This window comes from Pragia fontium DSM 5563 = ATCC 49100 (assembly GCF_900112475.1).
In the GTDB taxonomy this organism is placed as follows: domain Bacteria; phylum Pseudomonadota; class Gammaproteobacteria; order Enterobacterales; family Enterobacteriaceae; genus Pragia; species Pragia fontium.
The window spans coordinates 135,102-151,327 of the sequence record NZ_FOLW01000005.1 but is presented as its reverse complement, the minus strand read 5'-3'; the positions used below and the strand labels follow the sequence as shown (position 1 = coordinate 151,327).

General features: G+C 47.4%; 13 protein-coding genes. 2 read left to right on the top strand and 11 right to left on the bottom strand.

Features of this window, described 5'->3' with window-relative positions; all coding sequences use genetic code 11:
- Nucleotides 1-70: 70 nt before the first annotated feature.
- The 11 genes from nuoL to BMZ28_RS09420 form a co-directional block, all read right to left on the bottom strand.
- The gene (gene nuoL, locus BMZ28_RS09470) at nt 71-1,915 is read right to left on the bottom strand and encodes an NADH-quinone oxidoreductase subunit L (RefSeq protein ID WP_074822682.1); all 1,845 of its coding nucleotides are present in this window, start codon (nt 1,913-1,915) and stop codon (nt 71-73) included.
- Nucleotides 1,912-2,214, bottom strand: a complete 303-nt coding sequence (gene nuoK, locus BMZ28_RS09465; RefSeq protein WP_047781461.1) for an NADH-quinone oxidoreductase subunit NuoK — start codon at nt 2,212-2,214, stop codon at nt 1,912-1,914. Before nuoK ends, nuoL begins: the two co-directional genes overlap by 4 nt.
- Entirely contained in the window at nt 2,211-2,741 is a 531-nt protein-coding gene (gene nuoJ, locus BMZ28_RS09460; protein WP_074822680.1) for an NADH-quinone oxidoreductase subunit J, read from the bottom strand. The genes nuoK and nuoJ overlap by 4 nt, the downstream gene beginning before the upstream one ends.
- An 11-nt stretch (nt 2,742-2,752) precedes the next feature.
- The gene (gene nuoI / locus BMZ28_RS09455) at nt 2,753-3,295 is read right to left on the bottom strand and encodes an NADH-quinone oxidoreductase subunit NuoI (RefSeq protein ID WP_047781463.1); all 543 of its coding nucleotides are present in this window, start codon (nt 3,293-3,295) and stop codon (nt 2,753-2,755) included.
- Nucleotides 3,296-3,310: 15 nt separating this feature from the next.
- A complete protein-coding gene (gene nuoH, locus BMZ28_RS09450) occupies nt 3,311-4,288 on the bottom strand; it encodes an NADH-quinone oxidoreductase subunit NuoH (RefSeq protein ID WP_047781464.1) in 978 nt (325 codons plus the stop codon).
- Nucleotides 4,285-7,023, bottom strand: coding sequence for an NADH-quinone oxidoreductase subunit NuoG (gene nuoG / locus BMZ28_RS09445; RefSeq protein WP_136655885.1), 2,739 nt, complete (start codon nt 7,021-7,023; stop codon nt 4,285-4,287). Before nuoG ends, nuoH begins: the two co-directional genes overlap by 4 nt.
- An 86-nt stretch (nt 7,024-7,109) precedes the next feature.
- The gene (gene nuoF / locus BMZ28_RS09440; protein WP_047781466.1) at nt 7,110-8,477 is read right to left on the bottom strand and encodes an NADH-quinone oxidoreductase subunit NuoF; all 1,368 of its coding nucleotides are present in this window, start codon (nt 8,475-8,477) and stop codon (nt 7,110-7,112) included.
- Nucleotides 8,474-8,959, bottom strand: a complete 486-nt coding sequence (gene nuoE / locus BMZ28_RS09435; RefSeq protein WP_047781467.1) for an NADH-quinone oxidoreductase subunit NuoE — start codon at nt 8,957-8,959, stop codon at nt 8,474-8,476. The genes nuoF and nuoE overlap by 4 nt, the downstream gene beginning before the upstream one ends.
- Before the next feature lie 2 nt (nt 8,960-8,961).
- Nucleotides 8,962-10,758 (bottom strand): NADH-quinone oxidoreductase subunit C/D, encoded by a 1,797-nt coding sequence (gene nuoC / locus BMZ28_RS09430; protein ID WP_074822675.1) that lies wholly within the window; start codon nt 10,756-10,758, stop codon nt 8,962-8,964.
- Between the two features lie 68 nt (nt 10,759-10,826).
- Complete coding sequence (locus tag BMZ28_RS09425) at nt 10,827-11,501, bottom strand: NuoB/complex I 20 kDa subunit family protein (RefSeq protein WP_047781469.1); 675 nt, start codon at nt 11,499-11,501, stop codon at nt 10,827-10,829.
- 14 nt (nt 11,502-11,515) lie between these two features.
- Nucleotides 11,516-11,938 carry an NADH-quinone oxidoreductase subunit A gene (locus tag BMZ28_RS09420; protein WP_047781470.1) on the bottom strand — a complete coding sequence of 141 codons (423 nt, stop codon included), beginning with the start codon at nt 11,936-11,938 and terminating at the stop codon, nt 11,516-11,518.
- A 678-nt stretch (nt 11,939-12,616) separates the two neighbouring features.
- Between BMZ28_RS09420 and waaB the strand changes: the two genes are divergently transcribed.
- Nucleotides 12,617-13,711 carry a lipopolysaccharide 1,6-galactosyltransferase gene (gene waaB / locus BMZ28_RS09415; RefSeq protein WP_074822672.1) on the top strand — a complete coding sequence of 365 codons (1,095 nt, stop codon included), beginning with the start codon at nt 12,617-12,619 and terminating at the stop codon, nt 13,709-13,711.
- A 694-nt stretch (nt 13,712-14,405) separates the two neighbouring features.
- Nucleotides 14,406-15,779, top strand: coding sequence for a branched-chain amino acid transport system II carrier protein (brnQ, locus tag BMZ28_RS09410; protein ID WP_074822669.1), 1,374 nt, complete (start codon nt 14,406-14,408; stop codon nt 15,777-15,779).
- Nucleotides 15,780-16,226 lie beyond the last annotated feature (447 nt).

The window sequence follows — 16,226 nt, the reverse complement described above, 5'->3', positions numbered from 1 at the left end:
GCGTTTTATGTCCTTTATTTGAATAAACTTTATTAGAAAACGTTAAATTTTTCGCGTCTAAGTTATTCAGTTAAACCAACAACAACAGAGCCAATACGACCACTGCACCCAAACCTATTGACGCGGCATACCAGCGCAACAGACCATTCTCACTGACGACCAGCGTACGATTGCATAAGCGAACAAACATCGCGGTCAGATTCATCAGAGAGTTCAGTGGATCGCGTTGCAGCAGTTTGGCCACGGCCAGATAAGGTTTAACAAATACTTTGTCATATAACCAATCAAAGCCCCACGCGTTATACCACCAAGTAGAGAGCAGTTTGCCCGGTCCACTTTGTGCAATGCTGGTCACCAGCTGACGTTTGCCAAGGTACAGCATTGCTGCCAGCAAGATACCTACGATGGCCACGCCGCCGGATACCATCTCCAGAATCAGTTTGCCCTGCTCCGGCCACTCATGAACGGGTAACACACCGTTCAACGGTAGCGCGACAAAGGCACCAATCGCAGTAGACAACACCAGCAGAACCACCAGCGGTAAACTATGAGCAATACCACCAACGGCATGCGCCTTAGTCTTCTCTTCACCGTGGAACACGATAAAGATCATCCGGAAGGTATACAGTGAAGTCAGGAACGCCCCAACCAAACCGGCCAGCATAAGATTAAAGTGACCTGATGCGTAGGCTTCAAACAGGATCTTATCCTTACTAAAGAAGCCAGAAGTCACCATTGGCAGCGCAGACAACGCAGCGCCACCTACCAGGAAGCAGATATAGACCAGTGGAATCTTCTTACGTAATCCACCCATCTTGAAAATATTCTGCTCATGATGACAGGCTAAAATCACCGAACCGGATGACAGGAACAACAGCGCTTTAAAGAACGCATGGGTCATCAGGTGGAAAATTGCCGCATCCCACGCCTGAACGCCCAGAGCCAGGAACATATAGCCCAGTTGACTCATGGTTGAATAGGCCAGTACGCGTTTGATATCAGTCTGTACCAGTGCAGCAAAGCCAGCCAGCAACAGGGTTACACCACCAATCACACCGACCAGATTCAGCACATCAGGCGTCAGCAGGAATAAACCGTTGGTACGCGCAATCAGATAAACACCGGCGGTCACCATGGTTGCGGCGTGAATCAGCGCAGATACCGGAGTTGGACCAGCCATCGCATCCGCCAACCAGGTTTGTAACGGTAACTGAGCCGATTTACCGACCGCACCGCCAACTAACATTAGCGTTGCCCAGTTCAGTGCCGTTGAGCCCACTGCGAATTTCTGCGGAGCCAGTTCCATCATGTCACGAATATTCAACGTACCTAATTCGTGATACAGGATAAACAGGCCAATTGCCAAGAACACGTCACCCACTCGGGTAACGATAAAGGCTTTCATTGCCGCAGCGCCATTGCTTGGGTTGGTATAGTAGAAACCGATAAGCAGATAGCTGCACAGCCCTACCCCTTCCCAGCCCAGATACATCAGCAGCAAGTTATCAGACAGTACCAAAATAACCATACTGGCGATAAACAGGTTGGTGTAGGCGAAGAAACGGGAGTAACCCTCTTCACCGCGCATATACCAAGACGCATACAGGTGAATAAAGAAGCCCACACCAACCACCACGGATAACATGGTGACTGACAGACTATCCAATATTAGCGTTACGCTAATATCAAAATCGCCCACCTTCATCCAAGTCCAAAGCGGCTGATCGACAACGGCAGCGTTATCACCCAGAGAAACAAAATTGAATACTATCCACGCTGTGACTAGCGCCGCCAGGCCAATAGAACCCACACCAACAATGGCAGAGGTGTTCTCAGACCAGCGACCTCGCGAGAATGCCAACAGCAAAAAGCCCAGCAGAGGTAGCAGAATAGTTAAAAATAGTAGGTTATTCATCCGCGCATCTCACTGACAGAGTCTATATTCAGGGTTTGACGACGACGATGAAGCTGTAACAACAAAGCAAGACCAATACTGGCCTCTGCCGCTGCCAGGCTGATAACCAGAATGTACATTACCTGTCCATCCGGTTGTTGCCAAAAGCTACCCGCCACTACAAACGCCAACGCTACGGCGTTAATCATGATTTCAAGGCTGATCAACATAAACAACATATTACGGCGAATCAGCAGACCGGTCAGACCCAGCGCAAACAAAATCGCGGCGAGTATCAGACCATGTTCCAATGGGATCATGCTTGTTCCTCCGTCTTGTTGATTGACGCTTCAGCGCTCTTGTTTTCACGACCTAAGTGGTAGGCAACAACAAGACCAGCAAGAAGCAACATCGATGCTAGTTCAACCGCCAGAACATAAGGCCCAAACAGTGCAATACCCACGAGCTTAGCATCCACCATCTCACCGTGAATAGGTTGACCGGCTGCGCTATAAATACCAATACATATGATAACTAACAGAACCAAGCAAAGTGCCGCAGGACCAATCCATACGCTAGGCTTTAACCAATCACGTTCCTGATTATTCACTTTATCGCCAAGATTAAGCATCATCACGACGAAGACGAACAGCACCATAATGGCACCGGCGTAAACGATAATCTCAAGCGCAGCAGCAAAGTAAGCGCCCAGTGAGAAAAACACACCAGAGATCGCTAACAGTGACACGATTAAATAAAGTAATGCGTGTACTGGGTTGGTATGAGTAATTACCCTTAGCGTCGCCAGAACGGCAATCGCCGCTGAAATATAAAATGCAACTTCCACGTTCCGCTCCTTTAAGGTAACAGACCTTTGAGGTCAATGGGTTTAGACTCGTTTTCCGCTTCGCCTTTACCCTTGCCGTCAATCGCCATACCGGACATACGGTAGAAGCTATATTCAGGGTATTTACCCGGACCAGAAATCAGCAGATCTTCTTTTTCGTACACCAAATCCTGACGCTTAAAGTCAGCCATTTCAAAATCTGGCGTTAGCTGAATTGCCGTGGTTGGGCAAGCCTCTTCACACATTCCGCAGAAAATGCAGCGTGAGAAGTTAATACGGAAAAACTCCGGATACCAGCGGCCATCCTGCATCTCGGCTTTTTGCAGCGAGATACAGCCAACCGGACAGGCAACCGCACACAGGTTACAGGCTACACAACGCTCTTCCCCATCAGGATCGCGGGTCAGGACGATGCGGCCACGGTAACGCGGCGGCACATAAATAGGTACATCGGGATACATCCTCGTGTCACGCTTATGGAACGCGTGAAGAAAGATCATCCACAGGCTACGCAGTTGGGTACCAAAGCCAACCACCAACTCTTTTAATGTCATGGTTATCTCTCTCCCTTATTGCGCTCTTAGCAAGATGACGGCTGCAGTGACCAGCAGATTAAGTAACGTTAGCGGCAAACAAACACGCCAGCCGAAGGACATCACCTGGTCATAACGAGGACGCGGTAGCGACGCACGCACCAGAATAAACATCATCATAAAGAACCCGGTTTTCAGCGCAAACCACACAATCGGTGGTAAGAATGGCCCCTGCCAGCCGCCGAAAAACAGCGTCACAATTAAGGCAGAAATGGTCACGATACCGACATATTCACCCACAAAGAACAAACCGAATTTCATACCGGAATATTCAATGTGGTAACCATCGGCCAGTTCCTGTTCAGCTTCTGGCTGGTCAAACGGATGACGGTGACAAACGGCAATACCGGCGATAACAAAGGTCACGAAGCCGAAGAACTGAGGAATAACAAACCAAACGTCGGCCTGTGCTTCAACGATATCGCGCATATTGAAAGAGCCGGTCACCGCAACAATACCCATCAGAGACAAACCCAGAAACACTTCATAGCTCAAGGTTTGTGCTGAGGCGCGCATCGCCCCCAGCAAAGCGTATTTGTTGTTACTTGACCAGCCAGCAAATAGCACCGCATAGACCGCCAAACCTGCCAGCATAAAGAAGAACAGAATGCCGATATTCAGGTCGGATGCACCCCAGGTTGGGGTGATCGGTACAATAGCAAACGCCAACAGCATCGAGCTGAAAGCAATAATCGGCGCCAGCGTAAAGATCATCTTGTCAGAGAAGTTGGGAACCCAGTCTTCTTTAAAAAACATTTTGATCATATCGGCAACGATTTGCAGTGAACCAAACGGCCCTACGCGGTTCGGTCCATAGCGATCCTGAAACAGAGATAACAAGCGGCGCTCACCGAAACTCATCAGCGCACCACAGGTTACCACGACCAGTAGGATCACTACGGCTTTACCAACTGAGATTAAAATGTCGGTAACTTCCGGAGTCAGCCAACTCATACTGTTGCCTCCTTCAGATTTTCTACGCGCTCACCGACCAATGCAGGAGAGATACCCGGCAGGCCTAGTGGTAAACCGATTAACCCTTGCTCCAGCGACTCACTGATTTTTACCGGCAGCTTCAGATCGGAGCCTGAACAGCTGAAGGCAATAACCGAACCGGCGCTAACGCTAAGTTTCGCCGCATCCTGAGGATTCAGCATGGCATAGGCTTCAGGCATACGCTCTTGAATCACGTCTGAACGCTGAGAGGTCTCATCACTACCAAACAAATGGTAGTAAGGCGCTACACGCCAGCTATTTTCATCACCGGCTTTCGCCTGCACTGTCGCATCAAAGTAAGCGAAAGAAGCGTTGTCAGGTTTCTCAAATAAGCGAATACCCGGATCTCCTGCACGCAGCTTACCACCCACTTCAGACTGGAATTTATTCCAGGCTTGCGGTGAGTTCCAGCCTGGAGCCCAGGCAAATGGAATTTGCTGACGGTTAGCTTCAGGAGCACTGTAACCTTCCATCGAGTAAGAGAAGGCAGTGTCATTATCCTGAGGCTGACGTTTTTCATGTACGCTCACATCAGCCATCATCGCGGTACGACCGCTGTAACGGTGAGGTTCACGGGCAAGTTTCAAGCCTTTAATGCGGAAAGAAGCATCTGGAGCAGCATTCACAATACCGGCTAAATGCGGGAACTCTTCAGCCACTGCGCTGACAACGTGATCCAACAGCGTCCAGTCAAGACGACGGCTGTTATATACGCTATCCAGCGAATGCAGCCAGCGCCAACTTTCCAGAATATAAGTTTTCTTGGTCGGGTCTTTATCGTAGAAAGATGGCTCATAAACCTGGAAGAAGCGCTGAGCACGTCCTTCTTGGTTCACCAACGTCCCATCGCTTTCTGCGAAGCTAGCCGCAGACAGAATCACCGTTGCCTTATCCATTAGCTCAGTACGCTGATGGTCAAGTACGATCAGATTCTCTAATTTAGCCAGTGCGTTATCGATACGGGCTTTAGAGCCGTGACGATAAAGGTCATTTTCCATCACGATCAGGGTATCAGCATCACCGCTTTCGATTTGCGCCAATGCCTCATCAATAGAACTGCCGCCTAACATGGCGACGCCCATACTGTTTGCTTCAGCAGCCACAAAAGTGATGCCAGTTTCCAAACCCTGCTTATTCAGAGCCAGCGCAATATTGGTAGCTGCCTGAATAATCGCGTCGCTGCCAGCACCGCTGCCGGTAACAATCAGTGGTTTCTTCGCACCGGACAGTGCCTGAACGATGATATCCACTTTACCTTTCAATTCGGCCGGTAAATCAGTTGCCGGAGCAGAACCGTCGATGGCGTGTGCAATAGCAAAGCCTAAACGAGCCTGATCTTCAACTGAAGCGCTGTAGTTCCACGCGGCAATATCGTCAAGACGGGTTTTATCTACGTTGGTCACAAACAGCGGATACTTAGCGTGTTGACCAATGTTCTGTACCGCAGCGATTTGCCAGTCGGCAACGCGCTGGGCAGCCGCCATGGCGCGAGCTTTACCCTTAACTGCCTGACGCAGCGCCAGCGCAATACGTGCGCCGGTTTGCGTGACGTCTTCACCCAGCACCAGCACCGCATCATAGCTTTCCATATCGCGCAGTGAAGGCGTATGCAAACCGCTGTCACGCAATACTTGCTGCATCAGTTGAACGCGAGCTAATTCGCCAGCTTCCATACCGGTAGAGAAATTCTCTGCACCAACCAGCTGACGTAACGCATAGTTACTTTCCAGACTGGCACGCGGTGAGCCGATACCAACGATCTTCTTCGCCTGACGCAATACGTCTGCGGTACCCTGCATCGCCTGTTCCGGATTCAGTGCAATCCAGTCCTGACCGCGTAACTGCAACGGACTACGAGGGCGATCTTTCAGGTTGACATAACCGTAGCCGAAACGACCGCGGTCACATAAGAAATAGTGGTTTACCGTACCGTTATAGCGGTTTTCGATACGGCGTAATTCGCCATAGCGTTCACCCGGGCTGGTATTACAGCCGACGCTACACTGCTGACAAACGCTCGGAGCGAACTGCATATCCCATTTACGGTTATAGCGTTCAGAGTGCGTTTTATCAGTGAATACACCGGTCGGACACACTTCAACCAGGTTACCGGAGAACTCGCTTTCCAGCGTGCCGTCTTCCGGACGCCCAAAATACACGTTGTCATGGGCACCGTATACGCCAAAGTCTTCACCACCCGCATAATCTTTGTAGTAACGCACGCAGCGATAACAGGCGATACAGCGGTTCATTTCATGGTTAATGAAAGGTCCGAGATCCTGATTGTTATGGGTACGCTTGTTAAAACGATATTTGCGGAAGCTATGACCGGTCATCACGGTCATATCCTGTAAGTGACAGTTTCCGCCCTCCTCACAGACCGGACAGTCGTGAGGATGGTTTACCATTAAGAACTCCACGACGGCTTCGCGGAATTTTTTGGCTTCTTCATCTTCAATAGCAATATAGCTACCGTCAGATGCCGGTGTCATACACGACATAACCAGACGCCCGCGTTTATCATCAGGCCCCTGGAACTGCTTCACCGCACATTGGCGGCAAGCGCCGACGCTACCCAGCGCCGGATGCCAACAAAAGTAAGGAATATCGAGGCCCAGTGAGAGACATGCTTGTAGCAAGTTCTCCGCACCATCAACTTCGTATTCTTCGCCGTCTACATGAATCGTTGCCATAGTCAGCATGCTTCCTGTAGCCCGCAACTGCGGGCATATAACTTTAAAAAATTCGTTCCCGGATCCTGTCGTCTATATGACTAACTTTACCAACGCTGCTTCAGCAGGTTTGGTTGGATCCCGGCGATCGGATTCAGGTTATTAAAGGTTTTCTCTTTAATGCCCGCTTCAAACTCTTCACGGAAATACTTAATCGCGCTCTGTAGCGGCTCAACGGCTCCCGGTGCTAATGCACAGAAAGTATGGCCTGGAGACAGGAAGCGACACAGTTGCTCAAGGGTTTCAACATCCCCCGGCTGGCCCTCTCCCCGCTCTAACGCAGTTAAAATCTTCACGCTCCACGGCAGACCGTCACGGCATGGCGTACACCAACCGCAGGACTCGCGCGCGAAGAACTCCTCAAGGTTGCGGGTCAATCCAACCATACTTATTTTGTCATCGACGGCCATTGCCAACGCAGTACCTAAACGGCTACCCGCTTTGGCAATATTGGCAAAGTCCATCGGTAAATCGAGGTGCGCGTCGGTCAGGAAGTCGGTTCCTGCCCCACCCGGCTGCCAGGCTTTCAGCTTCAGACCGTCCTGCATCCCACCGGCGTAATCTTCCAGCAGTTCACGAGCGGTGATACCAAAAGGCAGTTCCCACAAACCCGGATTTTTTACCCGGCCGGAGAAGCCCATCAGTTTAGTACCCGCATCTTCACTCTTACCGGCAGACAAACCGCGGTACCAGTCTGGACCGTGCTGTACAATTGACGGCACGTTACACAGGGTTTCCACGTTGTTTACGCAAGTCGGTTTACCCCATGCGCCGGACGTTGCCGGGAATGGAGGCTTAGAGCGAGGATTGGCGCGACGACCTTCCAGTGAGTTAATCAGTGCGGTTTCTTCACCGCAGATATAACGACCAGCACCGGTATGCACAAACAGCTCAAAATCAAAGCCGCTGCCTAGAATATTTTTGCCTAAGAAACCCGCCTGTTTCGCCTCTTCAATAGCGCGACGCAGGTTTTCTGCCGCTTCAATATACTCGCCGCGTAAGAAGATATAGCCACGATAAGCTTTCAGAGCAAAACCACCGATAAGCATACCTTCAACCAACAGGTGAGGCAGTTGCTCCATCAGCAGACGGTCTTTATAAGTGCCCGGCTCCATCTCATCCGCATTACACAGAATGTAACGGATATTCATGCTTTCATCTTTCGGCATCAGGCTCCACTTAAGACCAGTGGAGAAGCCCGCACCGCCGCGACCGCTTAGGCCAGAATCTTTAACCGTTGCTACCACGTCATCAGGTGCCATCCCTTTAAGGGCTTTCTCTGCACCAACGTAGCCACTCTTACTACGATATTCTTCGAACCACACCGGCTGCTGGTCAGCGCGCAAGCGCCAAGTCAGCGGATGCTGCTCTTCAGTAAGAATGCGTTGAGTTCCTAATAATGTTGGCCCGCTCATTGATATTGCTCCAGTAGTTTCTCAATATCTTCCGGCTTCAGATGCTCGTGTGTATCTTCATCGATCATCATGCTTGGTCCTTTATCACAGTTACCTAAACAGCAGGTTGGTAACAGCGTAAAGCGGCCGTCAAACGTCGTTTGACCCGGTTTGATATCCAGTTTTTTCTCAAGAGCAGCCTGAATTCCCTGATATCCATTGATATAGCACACCACGCTATCGCAATAGCGAATCACGTGACGGCCAACCGGACGGCGGTAAATCTGGCTGTAGAATGTCGCAACCCCTTCAACGTCACTGGCCGGAATGCCTAATACCTCAGCAATAGCAGGAATGGCGCCATCCGGAACCCAACCACGTTTCTTTTGCACTAGCTTCAGTGCTTCGATTGATGCTGCACGCGGATCTTCGTAATGATGTTTCTCGTGCTCAATCGCCTCGAGTTCTTCCGCGCTCAGCGTGAAATTTTCTTTATCGGTCATAACTAGCGATCCACGTCTGACATAACAAAATCAATACTGCCCAGATAGACAATTAAGTCGGATACCAGGCAACCACGAATGACGGACGGGATCTGTTGTAAGTGTGCATAGCTTGGCGTACGAACCCGAGTACGGTAGCTCATGGTGCTGCCGTCGCTGGTTAAGTAGTAGCTATTGATCCCTTTCGTTGCTTCCACCATCTGGAAAGATTCATTGGCCGGCATAACCGGACCCCATGACACCTGTAAAAAGTGGGTAATCAACGTTTCGATATGCTGTAGCGAACGCTCTTTCGGCGGCGGCGTAGTCAGTGGATGATCTGCTTTAAACGGCCCTTCAGGCATGTTTTTCAGGCACTGATGCAAAATACGCAGGCTCTGACGTAGCTCTTCAACTTTCAACATCACGCGGTCATAACAGTCACCGTTGTGACTAACCGGAACGTCGAATTCAAAGTTTTCATAACCAGAGTAAGGACGCGCTTTACGAACGTCGAAATCGATACCCGTTGCACGCAGACCAGCACCGGTAACGCCCCATGCCAGCGCTTCTTCAGCACTATACTGGGCAACGCCGACTGTACGGCCTTTCAGAATGCTGTTTTGCAACGCGGCTTTCACATAGGAATCGAGACGCTTCGGCATCCACTCCAGGAACTCCTGTAGCAGCTTATCCCAACCTTTTGGTAGATCGTGTGCAACGCCGCCAATGCGGAACCAAGCCGGATGCATACGGAAACCAGTGATGGCTTCCACAATGTCATAGATACGAGCACGGTCACTAAAGGCGAAGAACACCGGTGTCATCGCACCAACGTCCTGAATATAGGTCGAGATGTACAGCAAATGGCTGTTAATGCGGAAAAGTTCAGACAGCATCACGCGGATGGTTTTTACTCTGTCTGGAACTTCAATACCGGCCAGTTTTTCAACTGCCAGTACATAAGGCATTTCGTTAACGCAGCCGCCCAGATATTCAATCCGGTCAGTAAATGGAATATAGCTATGCCATGACTGGCGCTCACCCATTTTTTCAGCGCCGCGATGGTGATAACCGATATCCGGTACACAATCGACGATCTCTTCACCGTCTAACTGCAGAATGATACGGAAAGCACCGTGAGAAGATGGATGGTTAGGACCCAGGTTAAGGAACATAAAGTCCTCATCTCTGGTTCCGCGCTTCATACCCCATTCTTCAGGTTTGAAGGTTAATGATTCCATCTCCAGATCTTCTTTTGCCTTAGTCAGAACAAAAGGATCGAATTCAGTCGCACGAGCCGGATAGTCTTTACGCAGCGGATGCCCTTCCCAAGAGTCAGGCATCATGATGCGACGCAGATTTGGGTGACCATCGATGGTAATACCAAACATTTCCCAAGTTTCACGCTCATACCAGTTAGCGTTCGGGAACAGGCTGGTTACTGTTGGCACATGCAGGTCGTTTTCCGCCAGCGCAACTTTCAACATAATGTCTTTGTTGCGATCGATAGAGATCAGGTGGTAGAAAACGGAAAAATCCGCAGCCGGTAAACCGTTGCGGTGGGTGCGTAAACGTTCGTCCATACCGTGTAAGTCAAATAGCATGACGTACGGCTTTGGAAGTTTACGTAAAAAGGTCATTACCTCTAAAAGCTGCTCGCGTTTAACCCACACTACCGGTACGCCGGTACGGGTAGGTTGAACGGTAAAGGCATCTGGCCCAAAACGGTTGCGCAGTTCACCTATTACCGGATCATCAAGATGATCCCTGGTTTCCCAAGCGGGTTGGGCGAGCTCTTGCGTCATCGGTTCTGTCATAATTGTTTTCGCCGCTCATTACTCAAATAAAATTCTGGTGTTTACTTAATCATGCTGATTCACACGGATTAAATTTCGTCAGGGGTACGCAGATTTGTTACAGCAATACGCTCAGCGCGTTTGCGTTCTTTTTCTGACTGCATCTCTTTACGATAAACGCCCTGCTCACCGACAACCCATGAAAGCGGACGACGTTCCTGACCGATAGAATCACGTAATAACAGCAGAGCCTGCATATAGGCTTCCGGACGAGGCGGACAACCGGGAATATACACATCAACCGGAATAAATTTATCAACGCCTTGAACAACTGAATAAATGTCGTACATACCGCCGGAGTTAGCACAGGCACCCATGGAGATAACCCATTTAGGTTCCAGCATCTGATCGTATAAGCGCTGGATAACCGGAGCCATTTTTACGAAACAGGTACCGGCCACCACCATAAAGTCAGCCTGACGCGGAGAAGCACGCAATACTTCTGCACCAAAGCGAGAAACGTCATGAACGGCGGTAAAAGAGGTCACCATTTCTACATAGCAACAGGAGAGGCCAAAGTTAAAAGGCCAAAGAGAGTTTTTACGCCCCCAGTTCACCACATCATGAAGGGCATTATCGAGCTTGCCCATGAAAATGCCTTTATGGGCATCTTGTTCCAGGGGATCGGTGACAATTTCCTGTTTTTGTAGCGGATAACGGTCGTTTTCACCGTCAAGATCTACGCGAGTGAGCGTATATTTCATCTTCAAGCCTCGCTTTACTGCAAGTTACTGGGGTTGTTCTTGATCTGCCGTTTAGAACGCTGTGGCGTCCAATCCAGCGCACCGATGCGCACCAGATAAAATAATCCGGCTAACAGAACAAAAATGAAAATGGCAGCTTCGATAAAGCCAATCCAGCCGCTTTCACGCACAGATACGGACCAAGCGAACAGATACAGGGCTTCTACATCGAAGATAACGAAAAACATGGCAACCAGATAAAACTTAGCGGAGAGGCGCAAACGCGCGGATCCGACTGCGTCAATACCTGATTCATAAGGCGTATTCTTTGTTCTTGCTCTGGCGCGACCGCCAAGGAAATAAGCTGCAGTTAACATGACGGCACAAAGGCCCAGTGCAACAACAATAAATACGGCAAAAGCCCAATGATGGGCGGCGACTTCAGTACTTGTAGGCATATGCTCTTACTACTCTTTAAAAAAATAGTATTTACCGGGTTGTTCTCAGGGAGCCAATCCGATGACTACGACAATTAAAAGGGAGATAAAACGTCCGTACCTAAAACATCTTCAGGTTCATTGTCTTACGCAATGATTAGCGTGGAGCTTCACTCTTTTTCACAACATTCTATCAACATCGACAAAACATTTTCTAATACAAATCACAAAACAGAGATAAAAACAGCCGATCTAACTAAATCGAGTCAGCTGAGAAATAACTGAACCCAATCAAACGACTATTCTGACAGAAATAGATATTTTTACCACCATTGCACAAGAAGTTTTTCTTTGATGTAGAGCACATCATGAAACATTTTTAGCCTAAATCAGGCATATCTATAGTGCCTCGTTTTCTATTATCCGCTTTCTACGCCTGATCGCAAAGAAATGCTTGGCATAACTAAAACTATCACTATTGGAAATAATTCTAAGAGAAATGAATAGCACCGTTAAGACGTGTTCACACCGTAGTAACATTACTGGTAATTATCTGACAAGTGATAACCACTCAATATAGAAGCATTGGTATAAGATGAGGCTGAATTACGCCCTGTTTTACTTGACTAACTCACTCTTGATGACAATCATATTGCCACAAAATAAAAGCATACTGCATTCCCCCAAGGTCAATGTTACATGGACATCAATAAAATAATCATTGTAAGTAATGCTCTTTCTGGTTTTGGCGGTACAGAAACAGTAGTCAGGGCGGTCATTGACTTTCTACAACGTGATAACCCAGAAATAAAAATAAAATTATGCTTTATTAATCATGGTAATGGGGTAGAAAACAAAGCATGGCTAGGGAACAATGATAATATTTCTCTTACATCAAAGATTTCCAATAATAAATTAAAACGTTGGAGTATTAGTTTATCTCTTGCCAGGCAAGTAAAACGCTATCAACCAGACGTTATTATTGCGCTGGATCCCCTATCTTGCTATTTATCTGATTTATCGAGAAAATTTTTATTTAAGCAAATTCCATTGATATCATGGGGGCACTATACTCTTGATTGTATCTATCGCCCCGACTATTACCGCTGTGCAGACGCACACTTGGCAATTAGTTCAGGTATCGCACGACAATTACAAAACATGGGAATTCCAGCTCAAAAAATCGATACTATTTTCAATCCAACCAGTAAGAGCTGTATCACGATTCCCCGGCCAACAGCTGGAACCACATTCCTCTATCTAGGGCGGATTTTATTTGAAGAGCAAAAGAGAATTAAAGATCTGTTAGATACGCTTGCTCATATAAAAGGTGATTGGTCTTTAGATGTTGTGGGAGATGGAGCCGATCTGGAGCGCTGTAAACACTACGCCCTAAGTTTAGGTATCGCAGAAAAAGTGACCTGGCACGGATGGCAAGCATCACCTTGGGAATATATTAATCAATCAATAAAAATGGTTACAACCCAAGTAATGACATCAGCTTATGAAGGGTTCAGTATGACTATTGGTGAAGCCATGTCACGAGGAATTTATTTTGTTAGCTCAAACTGCCCTACCGGGCCGGAAGACATTATCATTGAACATGTTAATGGCGAAGTCTACCAACCAGGCGATCTCCAACATTTACAACATATTCTACAAAGTATTGTTGATGGAAAAATACTACCAGAATCCTTGGCTATCAAAAACTCAATCCAGAAATTTTATGATGAACACTATTTTCCTCGTTTTAAAGCAGCACTGATAGAATCAATAAAAAAATCCCGACACTAAACAGCCTGGGGTTTTAATATCCTACATACTCCTCAGATATCATTATCCAAGATAATATAGATGTCATCACCAGATTAACGATGGCCGCAGCCGTCATCGTTAATACCGTTTGTTTAACCATCCTAAAATAGTGATACGGTAGCGATGGCTAAAACTGCTCCGGTAACCGCTAAAACCGTCCAGCCAAAAGAATGCTTATAATTATGTTTAGGGTATTTATCAGTGTGATAAACCATATACATTTATGCCCAATTCCCTTTATTGATGAATAAAATGACTAATTTGGCTAATTTTCACTCACTCTCTTCACTAAACTAGCAATCAAATCCACTATTAATGGTATAACTTACCTTAAATACCAACGTATAAAATCAAAAAACCAATCACAAAAGCCAGTAAAAACAAAAAAACCAGTTCATAACTCTAATAAAATCCTTTTCTCACCAAATAATCATATATTTTATGCTAAAAGGCTTGCGTAAAACCTGTCAATCATAGAGTATCCACTTCGAATAGTAATCCACTGAAATTTTTACTCTCAGGAGAGGAATAATTCACTTTATTCAAGAAAAGTGAATTTAAATTCATAAAGAGTGGGTTACTGCATAATAAACTATTAGAAACCGGTCACTGAATTGATTGTTTATTAATCTAATCAATCTATTACTGGTTTTTGTACGACAAGGAATAACTCATGACCCAGCGTTTAAGCCGAGCCGATACCATTGGTTTAGGTTTGATGACTTTCGCTTTCTTCTTAGGTGCCGGTAACATTATTTTCCCTCCTCTGGAAGGTCAATTGGCAGGTACCAATGTTCTTTCAGCGATGTCTGGTTTTCTACTCACCGCCGTAGGTCTTCCTCTTATCTCGATTATTGCCGTTGCTAGCGTTGGCGGTGGCCTGCCATCGATGACTAAGGATTTACCAAGAGGCACCGGTACTTTTGCCGCCGTACTGCTGTTTATTATTATCGGTCCTGCTTTTGCGACCCCACGTACTGGACTCGTCGCTTATGAAATGGCTATCAAACCGCTATTTGGTACTTTTGGCGGCGATAACCAATTAGTTTTGTCTGACAGTATTAAGCTGGATAAAACTCAAGCGATGGTAACAACGCTGTTCTTTATTGTGACCCTGATGTTTTCATGGAGCCGCGGTAAACTGATCGATAATATCGGTAAAATCCTGACGCCTGCGCTGTTCCTGCTACTGATTTGTCTGGCTATCGGCGTGTTGGTCGCTCCGCAGGGTGAGTTGGCCGCCCCCGTTGCCAGTTACCAAGATACCGCCTTCTCCAAAGGTTTTATCGGTGGTTATAACACCATGGACACTTTTGCTGCCCTGATGTTTGGTATGTTGCTGGTCGATGTATTGCGTGGTAAAGGCGTTACTGAACAGAAAGCCACCTATAAATATCTGGTTATCGCTGGCTTTATCGCCGCAGCCGGACTGGCATTTGTTTATATTTCACTCTTCTGGTTGGGTGCAACCTCTTCAACCGTCGCACCCGGCGCGGCAAATGGCGGTGTAGTGCTGGCCGCTTATGTGCAAGCTCTGTTTGGACAACCAGGCCAGTGGATTCTTTCCGGCGTTGTGTTATTAGCCTGTTTGACCACTGCGGTTGGTTTAGTCAGCGCCTGTGCTGATTACTTCTCAACCTTAACGCCGCTGCGCTATCGTCAGTGGGTTATTGTGCTATGCATCATCTGTGCGTTAGTTGCTAACGTTGGGTTGAGCCAGTTAATTGCCTTATCGGTACCGGTTCTGTTGGCCCTCTATCCCCTGACTATAGCTCTGGTGGTACTAACATTCCTTCGTCGTTGGTTACCTAATCCTAAATATGCTTTCCGTACCGTAATGTTTGTCGCACTGATTTTCAGTCTGTTAGACGGTATGCGTGGTATTTCTGCTTTACAGAACGTTGCTTGGGTTAAAGGTCTGTTGGATGGCCAAACTAAATATATGCCGCTTGCTGAGCAAGGTATGGCGTGGATGATACCGACCGCTATTGTTATGGTGTTGGTATTTCTGATACCTGCAAGTAAAAAGCAGGCTGATATTAAGTAATCTGGTTGTTGTTTTTGATTAAGGCAGCGGAAACGCTGCCTTATATTTTTGACCGGTCCAGTTAAATAATGGTGGATGTGACTCATGTCATTACTGGAACTCGTCTTGATGGGGTAACGTAAACATTGTTCTAGTTGCTCCGCAGGAAGACAATTAGTACTCGATACCAAAATGCGTCGTGCCTGGAATGGCTACGGGCACTCCGGCTGCTACGACCCCCACGCCATTCCCTCCCGCCGATTGAGTGTATTAAAGTAAGTTAATCATCAACCTAACACAGATTGTTTTATTGTTTAAAAACCGCTTTACCCCCTAATTTGCTAGCCAATTATGTATATACATCCCAGTCGTTAATCCGCTAAAAATGCAGAGCCATTCTTTTTCTTCGATAAAAGCAAACAATCCCTTGTCAATTTGTATATCCAGTAGTAGGATTTTGCAATATAC